14 protein-coding genes are annotated in these 19643 nt (G+C 52.4%); 3 read left to right on the forward strand and 11 right to left on the reverse strand.

Features of this window, described 5'->3' with window-relative positions:
* Positions 1–26: 26 nt before the first annotated feature.
* On the reverse strand, positions 27–1133 hold the full coding sequence (mltB, locus tag BQ6873_RS16065) for a lytic murein transglycosylase B (protein ID WP_076593564.1): 1107 nt from the start codon (positions 1131–1133) through the stop codon (positions 27–29).
* 288 nt (positions 1134–1421) lie between these two features.
* Positions 1422–2444 (reverse strand): transporter, encoded by a 1023-nt coding sequence (locus BQ6873_RS16070; protein WP_076593565.1) that lies wholly within the window; start codon positions 2442–2444, stop codon positions 1422–1424.
* A gap of 321 nt (positions 2445–2765) precedes the next feature.
* Between BQ6873_RS16070 and ylqF the strand changes: the two genes are divergently transcribed.
* Complete coding sequence (gene ylqF / locus BQ6873_RS16080; RefSeq protein ID WP_076593567.1) at positions 2766–3716, forward strand: ribosome biogenesis GTPase YlqF; 951 nt, start codon at positions 2766–2768, stop codon at positions 3714–3716.
* A 104-nt stretch (positions 3717–3820) separates the two neighbouring features.
* Here the strand turns inward: ylqF and BQ6873_RS16085 are convergent, their stop codons facing one another.
* From BQ6873_RS16085 to BQ6873_RS16115, 7 genes are all read right to left on the reverse strand, one after another.
* On the reverse strand, positions 3821–5239 hold the full coding sequence (locus BQ6873_RS16085; RefSeq protein ID WP_076593568.1) for a c-type cytochrome: 1419 nt from the start codon (positions 5237–5239) through the stop codon (positions 3821–3823).
* Positions 5236–6888: a GMC family oxidoreductase gene (locus BQ6873_RS16090; RefSeq protein WP_076593569.1), complete on the reverse strand. Its 1653-nt coding sequence runs from the start codon at positions 6886–6888 to the stop codon at positions 5236–5238. Before BQ6873_RS16090 ends, BQ6873_RS16085 begins: the two co-directional genes overlap by 4 nt.
* Positions 6889–6898: 10 nt before the next feature.
* Positions 6899–7417 carry a sorbitol dehydrogenase family protein gene (locus BQ6873_RS16095; RefSeq protein WP_076593570.1) on the reverse strand — a complete coding sequence of 173 codons (519 nt, stop codon included), beginning with the start codon at positions 7415–7417 and terminating at the stop codon, positions 6899–6901.
* Between the two features lie 87 nt (positions 7418–7504).
* Positions 7505–8683 (reverse strand): porin, encoded by a 1179-nt coding sequence (locus tag BQ6873_RS16100; protein ID WP_076593571.1) that lies wholly within the window; start codon positions 8681–8683, stop codon positions 7505–7507.
* Between the two features lie 453 nt (positions 8684–9136).
* A complete protein-coding gene (gene groL / locus BQ6873_RS16105; protein WP_076593572.1) occupies positions 9137–10783 on the reverse strand; it encodes a chaperonin GroEL in 1647 nt (548 codons plus the stop codon).
* A 106-nt stretch (positions 10784–10889) separates the two neighbouring features.
* A complete protein-coding gene (groES, locus tag BQ6873_RS16110; protein ID WP_012080503.1) occupies positions 10890–11180 on the reverse strand; it encodes a co-chaperone GroES in 291 nt (96 codons plus the stop codon).
* A 346-nt stretch (positions 11181–11526) separates the two neighbouring features.
* Positions 11527–12210: a response regulator transcription factor gene (locus tag BQ6873_RS16115; protein ID WP_076593573.1), complete on the reverse strand. Its 684-nt coding sequence runs from the start codon at positions 12208–12210 to the stop codon at positions 11527–11529.
* A gap of 80 nt (positions 12211–12290) precedes the next feature.
* Between BQ6873_RS16115 and BQ6873_RS16120 the strand changes: the two genes are divergently transcribed.
* Together BQ6873_RS16120 and BQ6873_RS16125 are read left to right on the forward strand one after the other, a co-directional pair.
* On the forward strand, positions 12291–14318 hold the full coding sequence (locus BQ6873_RS16120; protein ID WP_231949454.1) for a sensor histidine kinase: 2028 nt from the start codon (positions 12291–12293) through the stop codon (positions 14316–14318).
* Positions 14319–14467: 149 nt separating this feature from the next.
* On the forward strand, positions 14468–17842 hold the full coding sequence (locus tag BQ6873_RS16125; RefSeq protein WP_076593574.1) for an autotransporter domain-containing protein: 3375 nt from the start codon (positions 14468–14470) through the stop codon (positions 17840–17842).
* A gap of 97 nt (positions 17843–17939) precedes the next feature.
* On the opposite strand, the gene BQ6873_RS16130 is transcribed toward BQ6873_RS16125, so the two are convergent.
* Together BQ6873_RS16130 and BQ6873_RS16135 are read right to left on the reverse strand one after the other, a co-directional pair.
* Positions 17940–18518: an N-acetyltransferase gene (locus BQ6873_RS16130; protein WP_076593575.1), complete on the reverse strand. Its 579-nt coding sequence runs from the start codon at positions 18516–18518 to the stop codon at positions 17940–17942.
* A gap of 108 nt (positions 18519–18626) precedes the next feature.
* Positions 18627–19499 carry a hypothetical protein gene (locus BQ6873_RS16135; RefSeq protein WP_076593576.1) on the reverse strand — a complete coding sequence of 291 codons (873 nt, stop codon included), beginning with the start codon at positions 19497–19499 and terminating at the stop codon, positions 18627–18629.
* Positions 19500–19643 lie beyond the last annotated feature (144 nt).

Genomic DNA, 19643 nt, shown 5'->3' on the forward strand with positions numbered 1-19643 from the left:
ACAGCGTTGGTCGGCTACTGTATTACTTAGGGATTGCGCGCCGCGCGCACTGCGCGACTCAGATCAATCACGGACATCGCATAGAAGAAGCTGCGATTGTATTGCGTGATCGCAAAGAAGTTAGGTGCACCCAGCCAGTATTCACTAGCATCGGCGCCATTCTGTAAATCCACCAGACCGAACAGCATATCGGCAGGTGGTTCAACCAGCGGCGTCACGCCGGCTGCTTTCATTTCTGCCAGAGTGAACTTCGCTTCCAATCCCTGACCGATAAAGCGTTGCCAGTTTTCCGTCATATCCACTTTGGCAGGGAAGACAGTCGGCTCACCTGTACGCCAGCCGTGCTTCACCAGAAAGTTGGCGACGCTGCCAATCGCATCGACTGGCGAGTTGCGCAGATCGATGTGACCATTGCCGTCGAAATCAACCGCGAACTTGCGTATGCTGCCTGGCATAAACTGCGGCCAACCTATGGCACCTGCATAAGAGCCAAGTAATGAAAACGGATCAATGTTCTCATCGCGCGCAAATAGCAGCGTGTTCTCTAATTCGCCACGGAAGTAGTTCATGCGCGCGGTGCGATTCGGTGTGTCTGGATAGGCAAACGCGAGCGTTGTAATGGCATCCATCACACGGAAGTTACCGGTATTACGGCCATAGACGGTTTCTACACCAATGATGCCGACGATGATTTCTGCCGGTACGCCGTACTGCGCTTCAGCGCGGGCCAGCGCATCGGCATATTGATTCCAGAAGGCGACACCGGCATTGATGCGTACCGGTTCGACGAAGCGGGCACGGTAGGCTGCCCAGTTTTTCGGTTTGCCCGGTGGCGCTGGTTTCATCAACTGTATAGCGCTGTCGACGTAGTGGGTTTTATTCAGAGTCGCTTGCAATTGCCGTTTGTCGAAGCCGTTCTTCTCTACCATCTGGTCGATAAAGTTGGATACATCACCCCATTGCGAGAAGTTGGCGAATTCATCGCCTTGCACCGGTTTGACGACTTTCTTGGCTTTGGCAACTGGTGCTGGCTTCTTGTTGGTATCGGTAGCAAAGGCGCAACCGCTCAGGGCAAGAATGGATGAGAGTGCGAGCAGCGAGGCAGATCGTTTGGAGGGAAACGGAAATTTCATTGAATTATGTATTCGGGAATGATGTGAGTGTGGACAGCATCTGCTGCGCGATAGTTCAGTAGAGCAAGTAATCATGCTGAACGGAGGTGCAGCTTTTTATGTGCGTGGCCGCATTACTTTGTTGCGCTGATCTGCAGCATTATCGCTAGTCGCTTGATGTTACCGAAGGCGAGCAGGCCTAGCAAATCCTTTTGCTTGCCCGGCTGGTAATTCAACGTGTATTGAATCTGTGGTGTTGGATTGTTGTGTAAAGCGTGGCTTGGCTTTGTACAGATACGGTGTGGGCTTTTAATCCTGCTTCTGCTTGCGTATGACAAACCAGCCCGCCACGACTGTGAATGTCGCGACTATGCCGGCAACGATCCAGAAACCGTATGAGTGTTCCGCCAGCGGTATGCCACCTACATTCATGCCGAGTAGACCAGCGATGATATTGATCGGTAATGCCAGCACCGTGACGATGGTCAGCACGTACAGGCTACGATTGTTTTCTTCATTGACCTGCGCCGCGATTTCTTCCTGCAGCAATTTGATGCGTTCCTGGAGCGAGCTCATATCACTCAAGACGACGGAGAATTCTTCTGTCGATTGTCGTAATTCTTGCGTATCCAGTTCAGCAACCCAGTTGGGTGGTTTTTGCAGCAGACGAAACAATGCTGCCGGCTCCGGTGCCAGCAGACGTTGCAGACGAACGAGTATGCGGCGCAGCGCGCCGAGATCGGTGCGTTGCTTGTTCAAGCGACCGGCGAGTAAATTGTCTTCCACCTTGTCGATGCGTGCGACAGCATCGCGCACGATCTTAACCAGTACATCGGCTTGATCGCGCAGCAGATGGATCAGCAATTCGACTGATGAACGTATCGTGTCGCCGCCTTCGACTGCTTGGCGCAGGCGCTCAATGGACTTCAAAGGAGTTCGGCGTGTGCTGATGACAACATGTTGCGTGACGCTGAGCCACAGGGTGGCGATATCGGCTGATTCGAAGGAAAAGCTGTGCAGGACATCATTGACGACGGCGATCAAGGTGTTATCGGCCAGTTCAATGCGGGTGGAGCGTGAGCCGTCGTGCAGAGCTTCGTTGAACTCGTCGACCACGCCCGCATGTTCGATTATCCATTTTTCGCTGGCGGTATTACTCAGGTTGAAGTGCAGCCAGATGAATTCACCGGGGCGATATTCTGATTTCTGGTTTAACCATTCCAATGCCTGATTGGAGTTAATCAGACTCGCAGGCAAGTCTGGTTTGAATAAAAATCCCCAGATCAAGCCGGATTGATCTGAACCGTAGGTCAAGCCGTTGGCGCTTATCATCGTTTATTCAGTGAGGGGACAGCGATGCCGACACACGGTTGCGTGCCATGCGAGGGATAAAAGGAGCGAAGGAAGTGCACGATAGACAAGTTTGTTGCAATGTCGATATGAGCAAAAGCATCGCAAAGGAATTGGTCGGGGCCTTTCTCGCGCCGGTCCCCGTTGGCGCTGCGGAACATAGTCTGCATGCCGGATATGACGTGTGTATGACATTTTGGGATGATTAATGCCCGGAATATGACGAAAGGAGGCGCGGCTTCCTCTCGGAGGAGGCTGCGAGCGAGTAAAATAGCGGCTTGCTTCCTTAAGATAAAGTCACGCATGTCCATACAATGGTACCCAGGTCACATGAACGCCGCCCGCAAGAAGGCGGCGGAAGCCATGGAAAAGACCGACATGATCATCGAGGTGCTGGACGCGCGCGTACCGCAAGCGAGCCGCAATCCGATGATCGAAGAGCTGCGCACGTTTCGCCAGCGGCCTTGCCTCAAGATACTCAACAAGAGCGATCTTGCCGATCCTATCGCTACGCAAAAATGGCTGGATTTTTATAACAAGCAGAAGGGTGTGCACGCGGTTGCCTTGAGTTGCAAGAAGCCGTCCGACGTTGCCAAAATCCCTGGCTTGAGTTTGAAGATTGCTCCGCATCGCGGTACGGCACTGAAACCGTTACGCATCATGATCATGGGCATTCCTAACGTTGGTAAATCGACGTTGATGAATGCATTGCTCAAAAAGCGCGTTGCCAAAGTTGGCGATGAGCCAGCAGTGACCAAGATGCAGCAGCGTCTGTATCTCGGCAATAACATGGTGTTGACCGATACACCGGGCATGATGTGGCCGAAGATTGAGCATCCTAGCGACGGTTTGATGCTGGCAGCCAGTCATGCGATTGGTAGCAACGCGTTGATTGAAGAAGAAGTCGCGACCTTTCTGGCCGACATCATTTTGATGCACTATCCGAAATTGCTGACTGCACGTTACGGCTTTCCTACCGAAGGCATCGATGGTGTCAGCGTGATCGAAGGCGTGGCTCTGCGTCGTGGTTTCCGCATCAAAGGTGGCGAGCTTGATCTGGAAAAAGCAGCACATACCTTTTTGCAGGATTACCGTACTGGCGCTATTGGTCGCATCAGTCTGGAAACACCGGAAAGCCGCATCGCCTTGCTGGCCAGCTTCCAACCGCCGCCATCCTTGAGTGATGTAGAAGACGATAGTGAAGAAGATGCGCCAGAAGAAAATCGTGATGATACGTTTTCACGCCGTCGTTAAATAAGTCTCGGCAAGAAATATAAAAAACCCGCAAGGTTTAAAACTTGCGGGTTTTTTTATGGCTGTTGACTCAAGTTGATAATGCCGCCGACAGCATTGTCTCCTTACGTTGAAGGAGTATTGCGACGTCTGCGTCTCATGAATAGCAAGAGCACAGCGAGGATCACTATGGCGATAGCTGCGATTCCCACTTGTGCCAGAAGCGCCAGATTAGATGCGCCACCACCGGCACGTAAAGTTTTGACCTGGTCGACAGTGACGGTGCTGGCCGGGTTGCCGTATTGCTTGATCAGATATATTCCCAGCGTTGCTATCTGCTGATCCGATAGGGCATTTTTAAAACCCGGCATCAGTATTTCTTCGGTCTCCGTTTGTCGCTGTATGCCGTCGAGCATCACCATCACCAGATTGTTGGAGTTGCTCCTGCCAAGTGCAGTGTTGTGAAACAGCGGCGGCAAGCCGCCATCAAAACTACCCTGTGCGCTGGCTTGGTGGCAGGTCGCGCAATGTGCATCGTAGAGTTGCGGTCCCGTCATCTGATTCAAGTCTTTAGGCAAGGGCATGCCGCGAATAGTATTGAGTTCGTTTTTCGCAGATCCCCACGCATAGACAGGACGACTGTCGGCTGCGTCATGTACGGCAGGCACGCTCTGTATGTAGACGGCAATTGCGCGCAAGTCTTCCGGCGTTAAATGACGCAAGCTGTGATCAACAGCTTCTGCCATTGGTCCCGATGCCTGACCTTTGTCGGTGGCTCGACCAGTTTGCATGTAGTTGACCAACTCTTGTTCGCTCCAGCCGCCTATGCCGCTGTTGGCATCTGATGTGATATTCGGCGCGTGCCATACGCCTACATCACCACCGGCCAATTCCTTCGAGAGATTTTCCGCCATCATCATGTTGCGTGGCGTATGACAAGTGCTGCAATGAGCGAGTCCACGTGACAGATAAGCACCGCGATTCCATTCGACGCTTTTGCTGCTATCGACGACGAAGGGTTTGCTATCGAGGAACAATATATTCCACGCCGCCATTGATAGACGGATGTTGAAGGGGAAGGGCAGTGAAGTGCTTTGCGTCGGTGCAGCATCGACCGCTTGTACACCGTTCATGAAGTAGGCGTACATCGCCTTGGTATCGTCATCCGATACCAGTGCGTAAGAGGTGTAAGGCATCGCCGGATACAGGCGCTGGCCATCTGCACGCACACCTTTGCGTAGTGCATTACTGAATTGCTCCAGTGTGTAGTTGCCTATGCCATGCGTCTTGGATGGCGTAATGTTGGTTGCAATGATGTCGCCGATAGGTGTCGGTAGCGCCAGACCGCCAGCCATGGGTTTGCCATGCGGTGTGCTGTGGCAGGCAATACAGTCACCTGCTGTTGCCAGATATTGACCGCGCTTGACCATATCGGCATCTGCGCCCACTGCAGCGACGTTTTCAGTTGCAGCGTAGACATTCAAGCTGAGTAGCGCCAGTACGCTAGCGCCAAGAAGACCATGCAAACATAGTGGCGATCTCATGTTGGCTGCCTTTCTGACGTTGAGTTGGTAGCGGCAGATGGCGCAGGTGCCTTGTTTTGTTCTGCAAGTATGTGATGCACGGTACGCAAGGCTACTGCCAGCCCGGTTTCGGTTGAATTGCAGGTGGCAGCGGTTGGTAACAGACCGGTGCCAGCGCAGTACAGATTCTCGTGATCATGCGTACGTCCCCATTGATCACACACCGACACATTGAGATCCGTGCCCATGCTGAGAGTGCCGCAGATGTGCTGATTGTTAGCGAACACGCCTTCTTTGCTGAAGCGAAGATTGCTGCCGCCCATCAGTTCTGCAATGCGCTTGAAATCTTCTTGTGAGCGCTCATGTCCCTTGCGGGTGTAGTCGTGGATCGCATAGTGCGCCTGCGGTTTGGGGATGCCCATCGAATCTTTTTCATTGCCGAGCGTGACGCGATTTTCAGGATCGGGTAGCACTTCCAGCACGTTCTTGACGTTGAGCTCGTGCGCAGCGCTGTAGCGCAATCGTTTTTCAAATTCAACACCGTAGACGCCAGCAGCGATCAATGATTGAGTCGTGCTATCGACGCGCGAGATATTGGTGAAGTCGAGGCGATATGCGGCATGTTCGGAACGGAAAGAACCATCGCGCATCGTGTTGATGGAGCTGGGACTTTGCGGGCCGCGACCGAGCCAGAGATCTTCTTCTGCATCGAAGGTCAGTGATGTGCTGGGATGATCCATCAGATGACGTCCCACCATTTCGTGGTTGTTGGCTAAACCTTTTGGAAATTTGTCGCTGGCAGATAGCAACAACAAGCGCGGACTCTCTATGCCGTTGGCGGCGACGATAAAAGTTTTTCCGGTGACGCGATGCGAATTTTTATCAGGGTCGTAATACAAGGCTGCGGTCACACGACCTTTTTCATCGTGCTCCAGTTTGTAGACATTGGCATTCGCTATCAGTTTGGCACCTGCGGCTTCGGCCGAGGCTGCGGCAATACCGCCGTGATATTGCGCATCGATAGGGCAAATTGGTTGGCAGCTGTTGTTGCCGCAGCAAGCAGGTCGGCCATCATAGCTGCGGCTGTTGCGTGCGGTGGTGTTGCTGACGACTGCATAGACTGGGTCCAGACGTTCACGCAGGCGTTGCATCGCATACGGTTCTGTGACTGGTTCCATCGGAAATGGTTTGTTGCGTGGCGAGCCTGTATTCGGCGCGCCGGATACGCCCATGATTTCTTCAGCTTCCTGATAGTAGGGTTCCAGATCGTCGTAGCTAAACGGCCAGTCAACGCCAACGCCATACAGACTATGTATCTTGAAGTCGCTAGGCACGTTGCGCCATGCTTGTGCTGCCCAATGCCAGGTGGTACCACCAACTTGGCGTATGTACTCTGCCTCATACGGATACGGACCGGCTTGCATGAAGTAATTGTTTTTGGTCGGCTGATAAATCGGATGCGGTGCAGAGGGCACGGATGGATAGGGCGACATCCAGTCGCTGCGGCGCGGAGAATTTCTGAAGCGCGCGACAAGCTCACCGCGTGTGACGCGTGGTCCGGCTTCCAGAATAATGACCGATGCACCAGCTTGTGCAAATTTCTGCGCCATCAAGGAGCCGATGATCCCGGAGCCAATAATGACAAAGTCTGCGGATAAATCGTTAGGCATCTGATGCTCCTTATGTTGGTTTTTTTGTCCAGCTACCGTAGGTGCCATAGCAGTAGGTAGGTGGCTTCAAGATGTCCGACACGATTTCTGCATTGAGCGCAGTTTCATAGGCGTAGACACGCGCCTTCTCGCCGCTACCCACTATGCCCAGGAGCCAGGCGCTGGCGATTTTTCTTGGAGTGTCTGCCAGATCAGAGTTTTCTGTATCCAGGGTTTGCTGTAACTGGAGTGGGTCTATCTTTCGTTGTTCGATCAAGGCAAGTAGTGCTTGCGCCTTTTTCGGGAAGTCCGCATCGTTGGCGGTGAGTGCATCATATAAACGCGTGGCCTGTATCGCATCCAGCGTAGTACGGCCGACAAGAATGGCAGATACGGCGACAAATGCGCCTTGCTTGTCATCCGCTACCGGTTGCGCTAATGCCCAAGGGATCAGCGACGCGGTGTAGGCAGATAGCATGCCGACTAATAGACGGCGTCGCGTCGGTGTGAATGAGGAAGTGGTCTCGACGTCTTTACCTAAGGTATCCATGGCAGATGTGATCCTCTTTTAGTAGTACTGCTGAATGCAAGAGTGTTTGCTATATACGTTTGTATGCGCGTTGTTGAATTGCGTTTGTCAGAACGAATGACGTATGCCGACCATGAAGACGGCTTGATTGGCGCCATCCGACGGCGTTCCGTTTTGTGAATCGCCAACAACGGCAACGGCTCTGACAGGCATGCCGATTCCACCCAGGCCCAAGGTTTGACCTTTGGCGATCTGGTAAGCCTCTAGAAAATAAATCGCAGTGCGTGGAGAGAATGAGTAGGTCTGTTCCAGTGATATTTGGTGGTATTTGGCTGGATCGGTGATGCCGTTGGCTGCTTTCTCTTTCGTATAGCTGTAACCGGCGCTGACGAACACGGCAGGTGTCAGTTGATACGTCGAGAGCACGCCCAGAGTATTGAAGGTCGCTTTGTTTATGAATAATGAGCCGCTGTTAGGTCGGTATTCGACGTTCGATGCATTCACACCCAATACCAGTTTGCCTATCGTATAGCGTGCGGCGGCGGCAAGAAATTGTGCTGAATCGGCAGACAGGTAACCATTATTAATAGCAGACGTAGCGAAGCTGGCGGATGCGCTGGAGTTCCAGTTGCCGGGTGTCGTGCCATTGTTCAGACGTTGATAACCCAGTGCAAAATTCCAGGCGTTGTAGTCATACTTGACGGCTGCGCTGAGTGTTCTGCCGGCAGACATATTGCCTGCTGTTTCACCGAAACCTACCAAGCCGCTGAACTGCAAGCCGTTGAAGACCGGTGATGTATAAGTCACAGAATTATTGCTGCGTATGGTTGTATCCAAGCCGTCGATATCACCTGGATGTGCGCCGGTCGCGCCAGTCAATGCAGTAGTAGGGCCGATCGGTGCGACGAACAGATAGTACGGCGTGTATTGGCGACCAGCCGTGAGCGTGCCGTAGTGTTTATTGGATAAACCGACATAGGCTTGTCGATTAAAGAAGGAACTGGTGGAGCTTAATTCGCCGGTATCAACGTTAAAACCGTTTTCAAGAAGAAAGATGGCGCTCGTCCCGCCGCCCAGATCTTCCACTCCCTTGAAACCGATACGACTACCGGCAAGATTGCCGCTACGCATATAAGTATTGGATGCACCACCCTGATTACTGCTATAGACCGTGGCGACGTCGACTATGCCGTAGATGGTGACACTATTTTGTGCGTTGGCATTGTGTAATGCGCCACTGCACAGAGTGATTGCTGCTGCAAACAACAGTCTGTTTCTTGCCGTCATGATGCCCTCGCCTTGGTCGTATTTCTTGGGAAATAACGCTAGTGCTACGGTGCTATCGATCAGTAATTACAATGATTCTTATTAGGGACGCGCGCATGGAGAAACGGACTGCATCAGCAGAATGCTGTGAGCTGATTGTGACTTGATGATTTGTAGACTACACCCGCCGATGCAAACATTGTGCGAAATTTTTCTTAATTTCTTGTTAAATTTTTGTTTGTCGGTTTTGGAGCAAGTTTGCTTGTTCTTAGTTCCCGCAAGAGTCAGGGATGTTCGAAGAATAGATAGGGCTGTGTTTTAAAGAGCATATTGAAGCAGGCTCTTGCGTTACATGCATTTGTTTGTGCCAAACAAAAAGCCTGCAAGGCGCGAACCTTGCAGGCTTTTTGATGTGCGGATAAAGCACATGGGAGCTTCGACACCACTTGCGTGATGTCGAAAGCGGAACAGCAATTACATCATGCCGCCCATACCACCCATGCCGCCCATACCGCCCATGTCGCCCATACCGCCAGCTGGTTTGTCTTCAGTAACTTCAGCAACCATGCAATCGGTAGTCAACAACAGAGCAGCGATCGATGCAGCATTTTGCAATGCCGAACGTGTCACTTTAGCTGGATCCAGCACGCCCATTTCAACCATGTCGCCGTAGGTACCGTTAGCAGCGTTGTAACCGAAGTTACCTTTGCCTTCCAATACTTTAGCTACAACAACCGATGCTTCTTCGCCGGCGTTTTGTACGATCATGCGCAGTGGTTCTTCCATTGCGCGCAGAACGATACGGATACCTGCGTCTTGATCGGAGTTGTCGCCTTTGACATTGATGCTGGCACGTGCGCGCAACAGAGCAACGCCGCCGCCTGGAACGATACCTTCTTCAACAGCTGCGCGGGTTGCGTGCAGTGCATCTTCAACGCGTGCTTTTTTCTCTTTCATTTCAACTTCGGTAGCTGCACCGACTTTGATGACTGCAACGCCGCCTGCCAATTTGGCAACGCGTTCTTGCAGTTTTTCACGGTCGTAGTCCGAAGTTGCTTCTTCGATTTGAGCGCGGATTTGTTTAACACGTGCTTCGATGGTGACAGCTTGGCCGTTACCGTCGATCAGCGTGGTGTTTTCTTTGCCGATTTCGATACGTTTAGCTTGGCCCAATTCTTCCAGCGTGATTTTTTCCAGTGTCAGGCCAACTTCTTCAGCAACGACTTGGCCGCCGCTCAAGATAGCGATGTCTTCCAACATTGCTTTACGACGATCACCGAAGCCTGGCGCTTTAACTGCGCAGGTTTTCAGAATGCCGCGGATGTTGTTCACAACCAGAGTTGCCAGTGCTTCGCCTTCGATGTCTTCTGCGATGATCAACAGTGGACGGCCAGCTTTAGCGACTTGTTCCAATACCGGGAGCAGGTCACGGATGTTGGAGATTTTTTTGTCGCACAACAGGATGAATGGATTTTCCAGAATAGCGGTTTGCTTTTCTGGGTTGTTGATGAAGTATGGCGACAAGTAGCCGCGGTCAAACTGCATACCTTCAACGATGTCGAGTTCGTCGTTCAGGGATTTGCCGTCTTCAACAGTGATGACGCCTTCCTTGCCGACTTTTTCCATCGCTTCAGCGATACGCTCGCCGATCGAGTAGTCCGAGTTCGCCGAGATCGCGCCAACTTGAGCGATTTCTTTGGTTGTTGTGCATGGCTTTGCGATCAGCGCGAGTTGTTCAACAGTCGCTGCAACAGCTTTGTCGATACCGCGTTTCAGATCCATAGGGTTCATGCCGGCCGCAACGTATTTCATGCCTTCGCGAACGATCGCTTGTGCCAATACGGTTGCAGTAGTGGTGCCGTCGCCTGCGTTGTCGCTGGTGCGGGAAGCCACTTCTTTCACGAGCTGCGCGCCCATGTTTTGCAATTTGTCTTTGAGTTCGATTTCTTTAGCAACCGAAACACCATCCTTGGTGACGGTTGGTGCGCCGAACGAGCGTTCCAGAACCACGTTACGGCCTTTAGGGCCCAGGGTTACTTTAACTGCGTTGGCCAGAATGTTGACGCCTTCGACCATCTTGGCACGGGCTGCGTCGCCGAAAATTACTTCTTTAGCTGCCATGTTGATTGCTCCTGATTATTCGTTGAGTGACTGAATCACTGAATCCCGACTAGGGATGACACCATTTCGATCGCTGCGGCGTGGCCGTCGCGCTCGAAAAACGGCATCACTTTTGTACGATTGCCATGATGTCTTCTTCGCGCATCACGAGAACTTCGTTGCCATCAACTTTGACGGTTTGGCCAGCATATTTGCCGAACAGAACGCGGTCGCCGACTTTAACGTCGAGTGGGCGAACTTTGCCGTCTTCGAGGATCTTGCCGTTGCCGATAGCCAGAATTTCACCTTGATCAGGCTTTTCAGCAGCTGCTTCAGGAATGATGAGGCCGGACGCAGTTTTTGTTTCCTGGTCGAGGCGCTTGACGATGACGCGATCGTGCAAAGGACGAAGGTTCATACAAACTCCTTAGTTTTCAATAGGTTATGGTGATTTGCGGCATGGGCTGCAAAGCGTGCTTTACAGTGCATACATGCCGCACTAGAAAGTTGGTCAGTCGGGGAAAGTTGTTAGCACTCTCTTCCGGTGAGTGCTAAGTATAGGGACGGTTGTTTAATAATTCAAGCGGGTGATGGGAAATATAAAAGTCTGTTGTCAAAATTGATTTAAGTCTGAATTCACGTCAGTTATCTCAGAACTCACCTCGATAGGGAAGTTTGCGATTTTGTATAAGTGATGTTTTTGTGACTACAAGGTGGGGCATAGCGCACATTTCAGCGTAACTCTCTATCGCTGTGAGACGCTCTTAGGCTCGGATAACTGCTTCGGCGAAAAAGCTGTAGCCGGCATTGCGGGCAGTATTGACGGGTAAGGCTATGCCAATCGACTCTTCGGCTTTGCGGCGCAGGCGGCGCATTTGCGTGTCGAGCCGACGCTGATCGTAATGCAGGAAGTCTTCCCCTAATGCTTGCACGATAGTTTGACGGCTCACGATTTCACCTTGCGCTGCCATCAATGTATGTAAAACGGTGACATCCTGCTGCGAGAGAGGAATCGCAGATTGCCCAGGCGGCAATAGACGGCGACGGCCGACTTCCAGTACCCAGCAGTCGCTGGCTTCAGGTTGTGCCAGACGGCGCTTGAGTGCTGCCAGCGTAGCGGCCAGTTCATCCAGGTCTGCAGTTTTAGCAAGATAGTAGTCGGCACCTTCATCCAGTCCGGCGATCTTGTCCGGCATGGCACCGCGTGCGGTGAGTACGACGATGCCGATGCGATGGCCTTGCTGGCGCAATTGGCGTATCAACGTCATGCCATCGCCATCAGGTAGCGTCAGATCGAGTACGGCCATTTGATGGTTGGCGGGTGTGTAGATTTTTTGAAACTCGGCGAGCGTGCTTACCGCATCGACTGCATAGCCGAGATCCGTTAAGAACTCGGCCAATTCCTGTCGTAATACGTTTTCGTCTTCGAGCAAAATGAGTTTGTACATCGCGTAAGGATAGCCGATTCCTTGAGCGCTATATCTGAGTGTTTCTGAGCGTTTGCAAAAATCCGGAATTTATCGTGCGCATGTTATTCTCGCCGCCGATGAAACGTCTATTCTCATTCCTTTTTCTGTTCGCGATTCTGCTGCCTTTGTCCGGCCTGGCACAATCTACGCTCGACTTACAAGCCAGCACACGTAAAGTGCTGGGGAGCGGCCATCTATCTATATTGCGTGATCCCGGTGCCCAGCTGACGCCTGATGCCGCACTGGCATCGGATCGCTGGCAAGCGATACCAGCCGCCCTCAGCGCCGGTTACACGAAAGACACTATCTGGTTGCGTGTGACGGTAGAACGACAGGCCGATGCGCCGGAAGATTGGTTTGTGCGCTTCTCGAATGCCTTGCTCGATGATGTGCGTCTGTACCGGCCGAATGGTGCACATGGTTGGGATGAACAGCATGCCGGTGAAGATGTCGGGCGTGCATCGTGGCCGCTGGATACGCGTAATGTGGTGCTGCCGATCAATATGGAGTCGACAGGGCCAGAAGTGTGGCTGATGCGCTTGCAGAGCAAGAATGCGATGTCGACCAATGTGGAAGTCTGGTCGCGCGTGGCCTTCGGTGATTCTTCGCGCCGCGAATATCTTTTCTATGGCTTGTACTTTGGCTGCTTTGCTTTGCTGATAGTGTTGCATGTGTTCTTCTGGCGCATGACACATGAAAAGCAGAGCGGTTTGTATCTGCTGTATGTGATGATGAATATCATGACCGAGCTGATGACGGTCGCACTGCCGCAGCAACTATTTGATCTGCCTGTCACCATCTCGGATCCTTTGCTTGGCTTATCGATGTGTGCCAGCTTGGCGGTGGGCGTGCAGTTCTCCTTGCAGCAGTTGGAGCTGCCTCCGATTTGGCCGCGCTTCAGTCGTTTCGTACTGTATGGCGCACGTGCGGTTGCCTTGGTGAGTGCCTTGCTGATTTTGAGTGGCCGCTTCTCTAGTGGTGTCATCCTGATGCAGCAGGTAGCGATGTCGCTGATTGTTGTATTTGTCAGCATCGCATTGTGGCTGATGGTGCATGGGCATAAGCCGGCGCGTTTCTTCCTGCTGGTTTTTGGAATATTTTATGCCGGTGCCATCGTCAGCTATCTGCGCAATATGGCTGTAGTGCCGACGAATTTTGGGACTGATCATGCGATTGCGATTGGCGCCTTGCTGCATATGATCTTGATGAGCTTGCGTTTGAACTTGCGTTACGACGGATTGCGTCGCGACAAGGAGAACGCACAGGCAGAAACCGTCAGGGTAGTGCGGCAGTTGAATGAAAGTCTTGAAGATCAGGTCGCCAAGCGCACAGCAGCACTGCAGCAGGAAATCGCACAGCGGGTGCAACTGGAGCAGGAATTACGGCAGGCGCTGGAAGTGGAGCGACGCATCAAGAGCGAGCAACAGGACTTTGTCGCGATGGTGTCACATGAGTTCCGCACACCACTGGCCATCATCAATACAACTGCGCAGCAAATCGCGAAGAACCTCGACGCGGCACGTGAGAGAACCCTGACGCGCTGCCAGAACTTGCGTGACGCCGCACGTCGCATGGCAGCACTGGTCGATGAATACTTAACTACTGACCGAATGAACGCGAGTGCGACGGCATTCCGGCCGACTGTCTGCGACTCGCAGCAGTTGCTGGAAGCGACGCTGGCAGAGTGGCCGGAAGAGCGAATCAAGCTTACGGCGCAAGCGCTGCCATCCTCCTTTTTCTGTGATCGCGGTTTGTTGCAAGTGGCGCTACGTAATTTGCTGGCAAATGCAGATAGGCACTCCACGATGGGACGTGCGATTCATGTCAGCGCTGTCGGTGATGAAGGCGGCGCGCTACATATTGCGGTCAGCAACCATGGAGAACCGATACCAGAAGAAGAGGTGGCTCGCCTGTTCCAGAAATACTTCCGCGGACATGCGGCGCAACATCAGCCGGGTGCAGGGCTCGGTTTGTATCTGGTGAAGCGTATCACCGAGATGCATGGCGGCAGTGTGCATCTGGAAAACAACATCGCTGCAAAAATAGTCACCTTCTCTTTACGCTTGCCGAATACCGGCACAGCCTGAACGGACGGGTGTTGCACGGCAATCCCGACTGTTCTTGTCGGGTACTGCTCAGGTTTGCTCGATTCTGTACGGCAATTTTTCGATAACTTCCTAGCTTGGTTTTTTACAAGACAAAGTGCGCGTCAGCTGCACACAGGAAGGAAGCTATCGTGAACAAGGCATATCGCATCGTCTGGAGCAAAGCGCGCTCCGCATTTATCGTCACTCATGAGAAATCAGCTAGTCGTGGCAAATCTTCCACGACATGTGCGGCAGCCACACTGGGAGTCGCTGCGCTCTTGCTGAGTGCGGGGCCAAGCTTGGCAGCCAATGTGTGCACTGCGGTCACTAATTCCATCAGCGGCATTCAAGCGACGGATAGCAATTGCGTGCTGAACAACAACGGCAGCAGCGTGACGATCGAAGAGGGTGCTGTGATTTCCGCCATCGACACTACGATCAAGCCGATTTCTGTGTCCGGTGCGGTTGGCAGTATCACTAACAATGGCACAGTGAGCGCGGCTGGCATCGTCGCTATCGACATTGCGTCAGGTAGCACCTTATCTGGCAATATTACGAATACCGGTACCTTGTCGGCCAGCAACACTGGAGCCGTTATCCGGATGAAAAATACCAGCATCGCTGGCGCGATTATCAATGATGGCAGCAGTGCCCAGATGACCGGTTCTGTGTACTTGGATGGCTCCAGCGTGAAGACTATCCAGAACATCAATGGCGCTCAAATCAACGCGCTTGATGCCAACGCCAATGGCATAGACCTCCGTAACTCTTCCAAGGTCACGAATGGCATCTTGAACGGTGCTAGCAGCAGTATTGTCGCTCACTCAGCTGCGATCAATGTGGATAATTCGACCATCGGCACTGGCGGCATCGTCAACCATGGGACCCTCACTGGCGGTCTGCAGGGCGTGCAGTTGGTCCAATTCACCGTCAATGACAACGTTGTCAACACAGGCAAGATAAATGCGACCGGTCCCGTTAGCAGCTGGGGGTTTTACTCGGTTCTAGGGACAGTGAATGGTAGCCTGCGCAATGAGGGCGTTAATAGTGAGATCAGCGCGAATACTGGCATAACCTTAGCTATGAACAGTAACATTACCGGCGGTCTCTTCAATGAAGGGAAGATACAAGGGAATGACGCTTACGCTATTTACCTGCGTAATAGCAGCAAGCTGGGCGGCATCGTTAATAGTGGGTCAATTATCAGTACCGGCATTGGATCAGGCATCGAAGTGACTACTACTTCTGCGATTACCAACGGTATTCACAATACTGGCACCATCTCGTCAAAATATGCGGCCTTAGCGCTGGGAGGCGGCGCCACCCTGACGGCGGGTACTAATGGTACGGCGCTTTATAACAACAATAAGATACTCACTAACTACGGAAGTGCCATCCTGGTTACGGGGGCGGGTTCAAAAATCACCGGCAATATTGTCAATGATACTAGCGGTATTATCGGCATTGCTGTGAATGGCAATTCTGGAACTGCTATCACTGTTGATAGTCAGGGGCAGATTGATGGTGGCATCTATAACAGCGGTACCATTATCGGCTACAAATATGCTGTACAAGTCAGCGCGAATGCATCCCTGGCTGCCATCTATGCCCAAGGCAGTAACGCTCGTTTTATTGGCGACGTTGATGCGAGCAACACTGATTTTACGGTGTCGGCAGGCGCTAATTTCTCGAACACCAATGCTTACAAGGTCAAGGGTTTCTCAGTTGCCAATGGCGCTCAGTTCACCATGACGGCTGGGAATAGTTTGTCGGGTGGTGCTCTGTCCAACGGCATCACCGTCGGCAGCAATGGTTTCAACAATGCCGGCGCGATGAATCTGGCTGCCGGCACGACGGCGGTGATTAATGGCACATATACACAGGCCGGTACGGGTGTGTTGCAAGTCGGCAGTAATGGTAGCCCTAAGGCAAAGTTGACGATCCAGGGTGTAGCCACCAATACCGGTAGTATCGGTTTGGCGACTAACGCCGAGTTTGTGACTACCAGTCTTAGCAGCAGCGGCACAGTTACCCTGGCCAACGGTGCGCTTCTTAGCACGACGAATGGTTTCAGGAATGATGGCACGCTCAGCCTGAGCGGTGCGAATGCAACGGTACAAGGCAATTACACACAAACCAATACCGGCGTGTTGCGTGTTGGTGTTAGTGGCGATACGACTTATACCAAGCTGAACATCAACGGTGTCGCTGACCTAGGCAGCAATGCGAAGATCGATGTTGATGTTAGCCCACGTGATTACAAGTTCAGCGTGGATCGTCTGCAGAATGTCCTGACTGCGTCGACCTTGAATAGTGATGGCACGTTTGCTGTCACTGACAATTCAATTTTGTTCGATTTCGGCGCAATCAAAGTCGGTAATGCTATCCATCTGACACTGGCCAAGGCACCGGTCACGGTGCTGGGCAGCGTAAAGGAAACCAATAACACGCCAGCCGTCGGTGCTGCGACAGTATTGGATCAAGTCATTACAGCCAATCCTGGTGGTGCAATAGGTAGTCATTTCGTTGGGCTGACCAGCAAGCAGGCTGTATCGGATGCAGTCTCGCAAACGTTGCCATTGCTGAATGGCGGTTCGATGGCAGCAGCCACCGGTTCCATCACCAGCATCAATCGCGTGGTTCAGGCGCGCATTGAAAACAATCGCGGCCTGTCATCTGGCGACGACATGCTGGGTGATAAATATGTCTGGTTCAAACCTTTCGGTTCATGGGCGCGGCAGGATGACCGTGATGGCCAATCCGGCTTCAAGGCAAACAGCACCGGCTTCGTCGCAGGTGCCGATATGGCAGCCAATGAACGCAGCCGCCTCGGTGTCGGTTTTGCGTATGCCAAATCTAAGGTGGACGGTAACTCTGCCATTGCGCCACAGCACATGGATGTCGATGTTTTCCAATTGCTGGGATACGGCAGTTATAGCCTGGATGAAAATACAGAAATCAATTTCCAGGCTGACGTTGGCCAAAACAGTAATAAAGGCAGCCGTCGCATTGCCTTCACTGGTAGTACTGCCAGCGCTAGCTACAAGAGCTTGACTGCACACGTCGGCGTCGGCGTCGGACGCATCTTGCCGTTGAATGCAAATACCAGCTTTACACCATCGGTACGCGCTGACTATACGTGGATCAAGGATCAGTCTTATCAGGAAAACGGCGCTGGTGCGCTGAACCTGAATGTGGCGGGACGCAGTGCGAATGAATTACTGCTCGCAGTCGATGGCAAGTTGGCGCATAAGTTGAATGAGAAAACAACTTTCGTTGCCAATTTGGGTACGGCTTATACCGCGGTGAAAGGCAATACTTCCATCATCGCGGCCTTTGCCGGCGCGCCGCAAGCGGCGTTCGCTACCTATGGTATGGAACAGCGTCCGTGGACTGTTCGCGGCGGTTTGGGTCTGGTACGCAAGACGGGTAACGGTAGCGAGATTGCCTTGCGTTACGATGCTGAAGGTCGCAATGGCTTTGTGAATCAGACTGCTTCAGTGAAGGCACGTTGGATGTTTTAAGTAGCAAAGCAAAAAGTAGAGCTTCAGGAAAAGCGCCTGCAGGTAACAATACCTGCCGGCGTTTTGACGTATGTTTCATCTGCTAGCGATCTCTGCGCTACGGTAGCGTCATCCCAGTATCTTCAGCGAATCCGACCAAGTCTCGATTTTTTCCGAACATCACCATTCTGGTATGAAGATCTTCGCGGATCTGGCCACTGATTTCGTTTCCTAAGTAGCTCAGAGTTTTATCGCGCAGATCAACATAAATCAAATCGTAATGTTTGTTCAGTGAATGCCATAAGGCATGCGCACCAACGGACTGACGTGCGCCACTAATCAAACAATTGCCTGCATCTAGCCACCATCGATAGATCACGCTTGCGATGCCGCGACGTTGATAGGCTGGCGCGTATTTGGAATGTGTTGCGCGCAGATGTTTGTCTTGGCGACGATTCAGTTCGATCAAACGATTAAAGACGGTGTAACCCGCCAGGCAGCGACGCTTCAAATCTTCAACATAAATATAGTGTTCTCCATCTGCTTCGCGATAGCGAAAGGCCAGGTCGGGAAAATTGATGTCTATGCAGGGAAGATCGTAAAGAATATCGCCAGGCTGGTTTAAGCGTCGATTGAGCGCATCAAGTTCTCTTTCCAGTTCTGATAACGGAAGCTGTACGTCGATGCGCAATTCCATGATGCGCGCCAGCCAGAGAAGGGAAGGGAAGGGTAGGGCTACAGGATTCAAAATAATCTCCAAATCAAGATGATGTAAGTTGATTTTTTCAGGGACGACAACATGGCATCAAGCCAAGCAAGCGCCACCCCACCAACCACTCATCAAGCGTTCGGGTTTTGACTTAGCGCGTACCTGAGCACTCGCTTCCCACGCATCAAACTGAACGACCAATCCTGCATAGATGCCGTACCCTGCACCTGCTTGTATTTCCTCCATTGCCTGCAAGCTTTCGCCTGCCTTGATCGTGCCGTGAGCAATGATGGCTTCTTGGGCCTTAATGCCCCAATTTGCCTCTAGATGTTTTTCGCAAATAATGGCTGCGCCGGATTCGATACCATTACCGGCCCAGATGCAGTCCAATCCCGTTATCGCGCCACCGGTCCTGATACTTTTATCGCAGCGGAATACGCCTTTGACCATGAGGTCTTGTCCCACGAATGTGTTACCCGTAACAGACAGGCCACCACCGCACAATAATTCCCACTCGGCACGCAAGTCGCCTCCGCAGCGCAGGGTCTCTTGAACTTCAATTCCCCAGCCCACCTTGATATCTCCGCCAGCATCCAGCGTTCCTTCGCTGCGTATATTGCCGGCAGCACGTATGTCTTCGCCCGCGATTATGGAATGACCTGCACGAATCCCGCCGCCAGCGCGTATCGCACGTCCAGCTCGCACAATCGAAGCGACTTCAATGTTGCCTTGTACCTCTAGCGTCCCGGCAAATACGATTGCTTCAGCATCGATGGCATCGACTCTTAATACCGCATCAGTGGGACCAAATTGCGTGAGCAGCCAGCATGCGTCATCGACTCTGCCGGCGTTGACCAGTGCATCCAGTAACGGTTGGTAATCGCTCCCTTCTTGGTGGTTGCGCAGAAACCAGCGAAAGCCATCGGCACAAGGGCTCTTATGTTTAACGAAGTTTTTGGTCAGCTCCATGGCGACCTCGATATAAGAGAAAAGTACAGCGAGCGATAGGCTGTAGAAACCAGATATGGACGGAGAGAGAACGCGCTGTGCATGTGCACTAGGCGAACGAACGGAAGCTCGGCGAGAGTTAACTCGCCGTAAATAATTGAAGGC

Source organism: Herminiimonas arsenitoxidans, from assembly GCF_900130075.1.
Lineage (GTDB): Bacteria > Pseudomonadota > Gammaproteobacteria > Burkholderiales > Burkholderiaceae_D > Oxalicibacterium > Oxalicibacterium arsenitoxidans.

Bases quoted from the DNA above. Each gene is read 5' to 3' on its own strand.
- BQ6873_RS16135 (WP_076593576.1), bottom strand. From the start codon at position 19,499: ATGGAGCTGACCAAAAACTTCGTTAAACATAAGAGCCCTTGTGCCGAT.
- BQ6873_RS16100 (WP_076593571.1), bottom strand. From the start codon at position 8,683: ATGACGGCAAGAAACAGACTGTTGTTTGCAGCAGCAATCACTCTGTGC.
- BQ6873_RS16070 (WP_076593565.1), bottom strand. From the start codon at position 2,444: ATGATAAGCGCCAACGGCTTGACCTACGGTTCAGATCAATCCGGCTTG.
- BQ6873_RS16120 (WP_231949454.1), top strand. From the start codon at position 12,291: ATGTTATTCTCGCCGCCGATGAAACGTCTATTCTCATTCCTTTTTCTG.
- BQ6873_RS16090 (WP_076593569.1), bottom strand. From the start codon at position 6,888: ATGCCTAACGATTTATCCGCAGACTTTGTCATTATTGGCTCCGGGATC.
- ylqF (WP_076593567.1), top strand. From the start codon at position 2,766: ATGTCCATACAATGGTACCCAGGTCACATGAACGCCGCCCGCAAGAAG.
- BQ6873_RS16115 (WP_076593573.1), bottom strand. From the start codon at position 12,210: ATGTACAAACTCATTTTGCTCGAAGACGAAAACGTATTACGACAGGAA.
- BQ6873_RS16085 (WP_076593568.1), bottom strand. From the start codon at position 5,239: ATGAGATCGCCACTATGTTTGCATGGTCTTCTTGGCGCTAGCGTACTG.
- groL (WP_076593572.1), bottom strand. From the start codon at position 10,783: ATGGCAGCTAAAGAAGTAATTTTCGGCGACGCAGCCCGTGCCAAGATG.
- BQ6873_RS16130 (WP_076593575.1), bottom strand. From the start codon at position 18,518: ATGGAATTGCGCATCGACGTACAGCTTCCGTTATCAGAACTGGAAAGA.
- BQ6873_RS16095 (WP_076593570.1), bottom strand. From the start codon at position 7,417: ATGGATACCTTAGGTAAAGACGTCGAGACCACTTCCTCATTCACACCG.
- mltB (WP_076593564.1), bottom strand. From the start codon at position 1,133: ATGAAATTTCCGTTTCCCTCCAAACGATCTGCCTCGCTGCTCGCACTC.
- groES (WP_012080503.1), bottom strand. From the start codon at position 11,180: ATGAACCTTCGTCCTTTGCACGATCGCGTCATCGTCAAGCGCCTCGAC.